General features: G+C 73.6%; 6 protein-coding genes. 3 read left to right on the top strand and 3 right to left on the bottom strand.

The genetic code is table 11. From position 1 onward, the window contains the following. Nucleotides 1-1,055: helix-hairpin-helix domain-containing protein (locus G6W55_RS12610; protein WP_175520906.1), on the top strand; the 1,055-nt coding region annotated here is incomplete at its 5' end. Between the two features lie 49 nt (nucleotides 1,056-1,104). Here the strand turns inward: G6W55_RS12610 and G6W55_RS12605 are convergent. Then, on the bottom strand, nucleotides 1,105-2,745 hold the full coding sequence (locus tag G6W55_RS12605) for an ABC-F family ATP-binding cassette domain-containing protein (RefSeq protein WP_175520905.1): 1,641 nt from the start codon (nucleotides 2,743-2,745) through the stop codon (nucleotides 1,105-1,107). Nucleotides 2,746-2,850: 105 nt separating this feature from the next. Here G6W55_RS12605 and G6W55_RS12600 point away from each other — a divergent pair, with 105 nt between their 5' ends. Beyond that, a complete protein-coding gene (locus G6W55_RS12600; RefSeq protein WP_309243695.1) occupies nucleotides 2,851-3,816 on the top strand; it encodes an FAD-dependent oxidoreductase in 966 nt (321 codons plus the stop codon). A gap of 32 nt (nucleotides 3,817-3,848) precedes the next feature. Here G6W55_RS12600 and G6W55_RS12595 read toward each other — a convergent pair whose 3' ends face one another. Continuing rightward, entirely contained in the window at nucleotides 3,849-5,813 is a 1,965-nt protein-coding gene (locus tag G6W55_RS12595) for a Xaa-Pro dipeptidyl-peptidase (RefSeq protein WP_175520904.1), read from the bottom strand. A gap of 208 nt (nucleotides 5,814-6,021) precedes the next feature. On the opposite strand from G6W55_RS12595, the gene G6W55_RS12590 reads away from it, so the two are divergent. Beyond that, nucleotides 6,022-7,527: a M1 family metallopeptidase gene (locus G6W55_RS12590; protein WP_175520903.1), complete on the top strand. Its 1,506-nt coding sequence runs from the start codon at nucleotides 6,022-6,024 to the stop codon at nucleotides 7,525-7,527. A gap of 18 nt (nucleotides 7,528-7,545) precedes the next feature. Here the strand turns inward: G6W55_RS12590 and G6W55_RS12585 are convergent, their stop codons facing one another. Beyond that, a complete protein-coding gene (locus tag G6W55_RS12585; RefSeq protein WP_175520902.1) occupies nucleotides 7,546-8,430 on the bottom strand; it encodes a PfkB family carbohydrate kinase in 885 nt (294 codons plus the stop codon). Nucleotides 8,431-8,446: the final 16 nt, after the last annotated feature.

Genomic DNA, 8,446 nt, shown 5'->3' with positions numbered 1-8,446 from the left:
AGCTGGTGAAGATCGACCCGAAGTCGATCGGTGTCGGCCAGTACCAGCACGACCTGTCCGAGGTGAAGCTGTCCCGCTCGCTGGACGCGGTCGTGGAGGACTGTGTGAACGGCGTCGGCGTGGACGTGAACACGGCCTCCGCGCCGCTGCTCGCCCGGGTCTCCGGCATCACCTCCGGGCTCGCCGAGAACATCGTGGCGCACCGCGACGCCAACGGCCCCTTCACCGCCCGTACCCAGCTCAAGAAGGTGGCGCGGCTCGGCCCCAAGGCGTACGAGCAGTGTGCGGGCTTCCTGCGGATCCGCGGCGGTGACGACCCGCTGGACGCGTCCAGCGTGCACCCGGAGGCGTATCCGGTGGTGCGGCGGATGGTGAAGACGTCGGGGCAGGAGGTGGCGGCGCTCGTCGGCAACACCGGTGTCCTGCGGTCGCTGCGGCCGGACGACTTCGTGGACGAGACGTTCGGTCTGCCGACCGTCACCGACATCCTGAGGGAGCTGGAGAAGCCCGGGCGCGACCCGCGGCCCGCCTTCAGGACGGCGACCTTCAAGGACGGCGTGGAGAAGATCTCCGACCTGGCGTCCGGGATGGTCCTGGAGGGGGTCGTGACGAACGTGGCGGCCTTCGGGGCGTTCGTGGACGTCGGCGTCCACCAGGACGGCCTGGTGCATGTCTCCGCCATGTCGCGGACGTTCGTCAAGGACCCGCGGGACGTGGTGAAGCCGGGTGACATCGTCAAGGTGAAGGTCCTCGACGTCGACATCCCGCGCAAGCGGATCTCGCTGACGCTCCGGCTGGACGACGAGGCCGCGCCCCAGGGCCAGGACCGTCCGTCGGGCGGTGCCCGGCAGCAGCGCGGCGGTGACGGGCGTCCGCCGCAGCAGCGCCGGCAGAGCGGCGGGCAGGGTGACGGCCAGGGCGGCGGCCGGCGCGGCGGCGGCAACGGCGGTCAGCGCGCGGGCGGTGCGCGTCAGGCACCGGCACCGGCGAACAGCGCGATGGCCGACGCGCTGCGCAAGGCGGGCCTGCTCGACCCGAAGAAGGGCCGCGGCTGAGCCGGGGTGACGCAAGGCGGGCCCCGGTGTGATGCCGGGGCCCGTCCGTTCAGCGTTCGGTCACCTTGCCGGCCGCGACCTCCAGGCGGCGGGTGACCCGGACGGCGTCCAGCATCCGCCGGTCGTGGGTGACAAGGAGCAGCGTGCCCTCGTAGGCGTCGAGCGCCGATTCGAGCTGCTCGATGGCCGGCAGGTCCAGATGGTTCGTCGGCTCGTCCAGGACGAGCAGGTTGACGCCCCGGCCCTGGAGGAGGGCGAGGGCGGCGCGGGTGCGCTCGCCCGGTGACAGGGTGACCGCCGCGCGCGTCACATGGTCCGACTTCAGCCCGAACTTGGCCAGCAGGGTGCGCACTTCGACCGGTTCGGTGTCGGGTACGGCCGCGCAGAAGGCGTCGAGCAGGGACTCCGGGCCGTGGAACAGCTTGCGCGCCTGGTCGACCTCGCCGATCAGGACGCCCGAGCCGACGGCCGCGTGCCCGGCGTCCAGCGGGATCCGGCCGAGCAGCGCGCCCAGCAGGGTCGACTTGCCCGCGCCGTTCGCGCCCGTGACCGCGACCCGGTCCGCCCAGTCGATCTGGAGGGTGACCGGTCCGAAGGCGAAGTCGCCGCGCCGCACCTCGGCGTCGCGCAGGGTGGCCACGACCGCGCCGGAGCGTGGGGCGGCCGCGATCTCCATGCGCAGCTCCCACTCCTTGCGGGGCTCCTCCACGACCTCCAGGCGCTCGATCATGCGCTGGGTCTGGCGGGCCTTCGCGGCCTGCTTCTCGCTGGCCTCGCTGCGGAACTTGCGGCCGATCTTGTCGTTGTCGTTGCCCGCCTTGCGGCGCGCGTTCTTCACGCCCTTGTCCATCCAGGAGCGCTGCGTCTGCGCCCGGTCCTGGAGCGCGGCCCGCTTGTCGGCGTACTCCTCGTAGTCGTCGCGGGCGTGCCGGCGGGCGACGTCGCGTTCCTCCAGGTAGGCGTCGTAGCCGCCGCCGTAGAGGCTGATCCGCTGCTGGGCGAGGTCGAGTTCGAGGACCTTGGTGACCGTGCGGGTGAGGAACTCGCGGTCGTGGCTGACGACGACGGTGCCGGCCCGCAGGCCGGTCACGAAGCGTTCGAGGCGCTCCAGTCCGTCCAGGTCGAGGTCGTTGGTGGGCTCGTCGAGGAGGAAGACGTCGTAGCGGGAGAGCAGCAGGGAGGCGAGGCCCGCGCGGGCGGCCTGGCCGCCGGACAGGGACGTCATCGGCTGGTCGAGGCCGACGGCGAGGCCGAGCGAGTCGGTGACCTCCTCGGCGCGCTCGTCGAGGTCGGCGCCGCCCAGGCCGAGCCAGCGCTCCAGGGCGGTCGCGTAGGCGTCGTCGGCGCCCGGCGCCTCGTCGACCAGCGCCTGCGTCGCCTCGTCCATGGCGCGCTGCGCCTCGGCGACCCCGGTACGGCGGGCGAGGAACTCCCGGACGGTCTCACCGGGGCGGCGCTCGGGTTCCTGGGGCAGATGGCCGACGGTCGCGGTCGGCGGGGAGAGCCGCAGCTCGCCCTCCTCGGGCGCGGTGAGCCCGGCGAGGAGGGTGAGCAGGGTGGACTTGCCCGCCCCGTTGGCACCGACCAGCCCGATCACGTCTCCGGGCGCGACGACGAGGTCGAGCCCGGAGAAGAGGGAGCGGTCGCCGTGCCCGGCGGCGAGGTTCTTGGCGACAAGGGTGGCAGTCATCAGGTCGTAGATCCTAGGCCCTGTGCGCCGATGGCCCCGCCCTGGTCCGCCCCGGTCTCCCGTCCCGGTCTCGCCCATCGCCGTACGTTCGGCTAGCGTCCCGGCGTGAGTACTCGGGCGAACGGTGACAACGGTGACGTGGTCGTGGTCGGGGGCGGGGTGGTCGGGCTGACCACGGCGGTGGTCCTCGCCGAGCGGGGCCGGCGGGTGCGGGTGTGGACCCGGGACCCGGTGGAGCGCACCACCTCGGCGGTGGCCGGGGCGCTGTGGTGGCCGTACCACATCGAGCCGGTCGCGGCGGCACAGGCGTGGGCGCTGCGCTCCCTTGAGGTGTACGGGGCGCTGGCCGCGCGGCCGGAGGAGACCGGGGTGCGGCTGGTCGACGGCGCGATGGGCGAGACGGACCTGGCGGACGTGGAGAGCTGGGCGGCCGGACGGCTGCCGGAGCTGCGCCGGGCCACGGCACGGGAGTACGCCCCCGGGCCCGCCGTGTGGGCGCGGCTGCCGCTGATCGACATGGCGGTGCATCTGCCGTGGCTGCGGGAGCGGTTGCGGCGCGCGGGCGGTGCGGTGGAGGAGCGCACGGTGTCCGATCTGGCGGAGGCCGACGCCCCGGTGGTCGTCAACTGCACGGGCCTGGGCGCCCGGGAGCTGGCCGGGGACGCGTCGGTGCGGCCGGTGCGCGGGCAGTTGGTCGTGGTGGAGAACCCGGGCGTGGACACCTGGCTGGTGTCCACCGCCCCGGACGGCGCGATGGCGTATCTGTTCCCGCAGCCGGGGCGGCTGCTGCTGGGCGGCACCTCCGAGGACGACGTGTGGGGGCTCGACCCGGACCCGGCGGTGGCCGAGGGGATCGTGGCGCGGTGCGCGGCGCTGCGGCCGGAGGTCGCGGGCGCGCGGGTCCTGGAGCACCGGGTGGGGCTGCGCCCGGTGCGTGACGCGGTACGGCTGGAGCGGACGGCCCTGCCGGACGGGCGGCCGCTGGTGCACCACTACGGGCACGGCGGCGCGGGTGTGACGGTGGCCTGGGGGTGCGCGGAGGAGGCGGCCGCGCTGGTCGCCTCCTCCTGACGCGGCCCTCGGGGATGCCGGTCCGGGACGGCTCAGGGGATCCGGTGCGACCGTGGTGCGGCGGGTACGCCGTCCAGGCGTCCTCCGGGGACGGCGGGCGGGCCCGTGACGCTCCCGGCCGTGGCGGCGGCAAAGGCGGGAGCGCCGCCGACGATCGGGACCCGGGCCGAGGTGCGGGCCAGGTCGAGGGTGAGGGCCGGGGTGTCGGCGGGCGGGTCGATCAGGTCCCGGTCGGTGCCCGCGACGATCAGCGCGAGCCGGTGTCCGGCCGGGACGACATGGTCGGTGGCCGCCAGCTCGACGGTGATCGTGTACGCCCGGCCCGGGGTGAGCGGGGCGCCCTTGCCGGGGTCGGCGTGGGTGCCGAGGTCGGCCCAGCCCCGGCTGAGGACGGTGAAGCCGACGTCGGCCGTCGCCGCCCGCGTCTCCTTGTAGCAGGCGCTGTCCCCCGCCGTGCTCGCGCCCCAGCAGGTGCGGTCGGTGAGCGTGGTGATGCCCTCGCCGCTCGCCGTGTAGTCCCGGATGGTGTCCGGGCCCAGGTCGACCAGGACGGCGCTGAGATGGGCGGTCGGGGTGGTGGGCGTGGCGGTGACGGTCACCCGGGAGGAGCCGGACAGCCGCAGGTCGCGGGTGAGGGGCCCGGTGACGAAGCCGGCCTTGTCGGGGGTCGGGGTGTCGACACGGGCGGCCCAGTCGCTCTCGCTCAGCCGGGGGTCGTCGGTGAAGGACGCGGTGCCGGTGCCCTTGCGCAGACCGAGGGTGCCGACGCCCGGCTGCGGTCCGGGGGCGGGGCGCAGGGTGGCGGTGCGGGTGCCGGCCGGCGGCCAGACCTTGGAGGTGACCCACTGGTCCGGGTGGCGTTCGATGTCCGCCATCGGCTCACGGTCGATGCCGTTGTCGTAGCCGAGGAGTTCATGGTCGAACCAGCGGTGCAGGGTGTCGACCCAGTCGGCGCGGCGGAAGTCGAAGGGGTCGACATGGCCGGTCTGGGAGAGCCAGATCTTGCGGTCGACGCCGTTCTCCGCGAGCGCGTCCCACCACTGTCCGAAGTGCTTGGCGCGGACGTTGAGGTCCTGGAGGCCGTGGACGACGAACACGCTGGCCTTGATCCGGCGGGCGTCCGCGACATAGTCGCGCTCGGCCCACAGGGGCGTCAGGTCGCCGGTGCGCGGGGCGCCCTCGACCAGCCGCCGCCCCGTCTCGGCGCACCGGGCGCGGGCGTCGGGGCTGTTCACGTAGTCCGCGAGCCGGTCGGGGCCCGAGTCGTAGAGCGGGGCGCCCTGCTGGAAGTAGTAGTCGTACCAGGAGGAGATGGCGGCGATGGGGACGATCGTCCGCAGGCCCTTCACCCCGGTGGCGGCGACGCCGTTGGCGATCGTGCCGTCCCAGCTCTTGCCGATCATGCCGGTCCGGCCGTTGCTCCAGTCCGCGGCGGCGGTCGTGGCGCCGGTGCGGGTCGTGTACGCGCGGGCGCGGCCGTTCAGCCAGTCGACGACGGCCTTCGCGGAGCGGATGTCGGAGCGGCCGCCGACGTCCACGCAGCCGTCGGAGCGGCTGGTGCCGGCCAGATCGACGCCGACGACGGCGTAGCCGCGCGGCACGAAAAAGTTGTCGTAGAAGAGCGGCACCCCGACGACGCGGCCGTCCGCGTCGTACGTCTTGCGCTGGCTCTCGTTGCCGCGGCCGCAGCAGGCGTAGTAGGGGCTGGCGTCCATGATGACGGGCACCTTGCGGCCCCGCTCGGCGGGTTCGCGGGGGCGGACGATGTCGACGGCGACCCGGTCGGGGCGTCCGTCGCCGTCGCCGTCGAGCCCGGTGTCGACCCAGACGGCCTCGCGGATCGCGTGCTCGTAGGAGTGGACGGGGCGGCTCTCGCGCGGGGCGCCGGGGCCGGTCGTGCCGTGGGCCGCCGCCGGGGTGAGGAAGGCGGCCGTCAGCAGGGTGACGGCGGCTGCCGCGAGCATTCTCCAGATCGTGAAGCGCGTGCGTGTCGGCATGCGCGGGACGGTACTCGGGTCAACTCCCGTACAGAAGAGGGCCGTTGTGGCGGTCGTGTGCCGGGTGTGGCCGGATCACGTCCATGGGGGTGGTTCGGCCGTGACGGCCGAATGGCGATCGTGTGACAGCGGGGGCGTCGGCGGATCCTGGGCACAGGAAGTTCCTAGGCTTCCAACAGACCGCAAGTACCCCCCACTTGGAGTTCACGTGCATCCCAGACTCATCGCGCCGGGCGCCCTCGCCGCCGCGTCCGTCCTGCTGGCGATCCCGGCGTCGGCCGCGAGCGTCGGACCCGGTGCGCCGGGCATCGGCGACCCCTACTACCCGGCCTACGGCAACGGCGGATACGACGTCTCGCACTACGACCTCCGGCTGAAGTACCGGCCGGCCACGGACGAACTGGAGGGCACCGCCACGATCCTGGCGCGGACCACCCAGGATCTCTCGCGCTTCGACCTGGACTTCCTGCTCGACGTGGACGAGGTGCGGGTCAACGGTGTGAAGGCCGCGTTCGCCTCGACGGGCGAACACGAGCTGGAGATCACGCCGAAAACTCCGCTGGCCAAGGGCACGCCCGTCACGGTCGTGGTGCGGTACCACGGTGTGCCGTCCTCGAAGCAGGCGTACGGCTTCACGAGCTGGCACCGCACCCCGGACGGCGGAGTCGGCGCCAACGAGCCCGAGGCGGCCTGGTGGTGGTTCCCCAGCAACGACCACCCGAGCGACAAGGCCACCTTCGACGTGTCCGTGCAGGTGCCCGACGGCACCCAGGCGATCTCCAACGGCACGCTCCAGTCGGCGGTCTCCCGGCTCGGCTGGACCCGCTGGTCCTGGCGCTCCGACAAGCCGCAGGCCACCTATCTGGCCACGCTCGCGGTGGGCAGGTTCGACCTCACCACCGGGACCACGGAGAGCGGCATCCCGGTCGTCAACGCGTACAGCAAGGACCTGGGCGCGAACGCCGGGGCTGCGCGGGCGAGCGTCGAACGGACCGGGGAGATCGCCGACTGGCTGAGCGGCTATTTCGGCGCGTATCCGTTTAATTCACTTGGCGGGTATGTGCCGAACACGAACACCGGGTACGCGCTGGAGACGCAGACCCGGCCCTTCTACAGCCCGCGGCAGTTCGCGAACGGCTCCAACACCTCGGTCGTGGTGCACGAGCTGGCCCACCAGTGGTACGGCGACCTGGTGTCCGTCGCCGGGTGGAAGGACATCTGGATCAACGAGGGCTTCGCGCGGTACGCGCAGTGGCTGTGGTCCGAGCACGAGGGCGAGGGCACGGCGAAGGAACTCGCCGACCACGTCTACGCCTCGCACCCCGCCGACGACCCGTTCTGGAAGGTCGCGCCCGGGGACCCGGGGCCGGAGAACCAGTTCCACCTGGCCGTCTACGACCGGGGCGCGCTGGCCCTCCAGGCGCTGCGGGACGAGATCGGCGACGACGCCTTCTTCACCCTGCTGAAGGGCTGGCCGCAGCGGTACGCCCATGGCAACGCGTCCGTCGAGGACTTCCGGCGGTACGCCGAGGAGGTGTCGGGGGCGGCGCTGGACGCGCTGTTCGACACGTGGCTGTTCCAGCCGTCGAAGCCGACGCCGGCGGCGGCGCGCGCCGCGTCCCTCGCGGTGCCCTCCGGTGCCTCGGCGGCGCCGGTCGAGCCGCGCTCGTGGCGGAAGATCGCCGCGACGAACGGGGTGCACGACACGCACTGAGCGGCGCGCGAGCGTCCCTCAGTGGAGGGCGTCACGGGTCGCCGCGGCGCTTTCCGTGGCGGGGATCGTGCAGGCGTACGCCCCGGCCTTCGCCCCGAACTCCGCGCATCTGAGCGGGGGTTCGCCGCCCAGACGGCCGTAGAGGAAGGCGGCGGCGAAGGCGTCGCCCGCGCCGTTGGAGTCCACCACCGGTGCGGGCGGTACGGCGGCCGGTACGTGCGTCAGCTCGCCGTCGGCCAGCAGACGCGCGCCGGCCGCGCCCGCCGTGGCGACGACGATCCGGGCGCGGCCGCGGCCGGCGATCCGGCGCATGGTGGCCTCGGGGTCGGTGAGCGCGGCGGCGGAGAGGAAGACGATGTCGGCGGCGTACGCGAAGGACTCGTGGTAGGGGTTCTCGCCGTCCCAGTCGTGCAGGTCGGTGGAGAGCGTGACGCCCGTCTCGCGCAGCACGGGCAGGGCGTCGGCGCAGGGCTGGGTCAGGGACACGTGCGCGTGACGGCTCGCGCCGGCGAGCAGGCGCAGGGTGTCCTCGGGGAAGCGGTCGCCGGGGTGGGCGCGGCTGGTGTCGTACAGGGACAGACGGCGGCCGTCCGGGCCGACCAGGTTGACCGCGCGCTTGGTGCCGAGGGGCTGGGGTACGGCGGTGAGGGCGATGCCGTGCTTGTCGTGCAGGGCGCGGACGAGGTCGCCCTCGGGGTCGTCGCCGAGGAAGTCCAGGTGGTGCGTGCGCAGGCCGAGGGCGGTGAGGCCGAGGGCGACGAAGTCGCCGGTCTGGCCGGCGCGGGTGCGGATGCCCTGGTCGATCATGTAGCTGTCGGCGTACGGGAGGGGTAGCTCGGGGACGTGGACGATGGTGTCCACGCCGGCTCCGCCGAGGACGAGGACGTCGATCTCCTTCGGCATGGTGCCCCTCCGTGTG

The organism is Streptomyces sp. CAI-85, assembly GCF_013363615.1.
Classification (GTDB): Bacteria; Actinomycetota; Actinomycetes; order Streptomycetales; family Streptomycetaceae; genus Streptomyces; species Streptomyces antibioticus_B.
The sequence above is the reverse complement of the archived record's forward strand: the minus strand, read 5'-3'. Positions and strand labels throughout refer to the sequence as shown.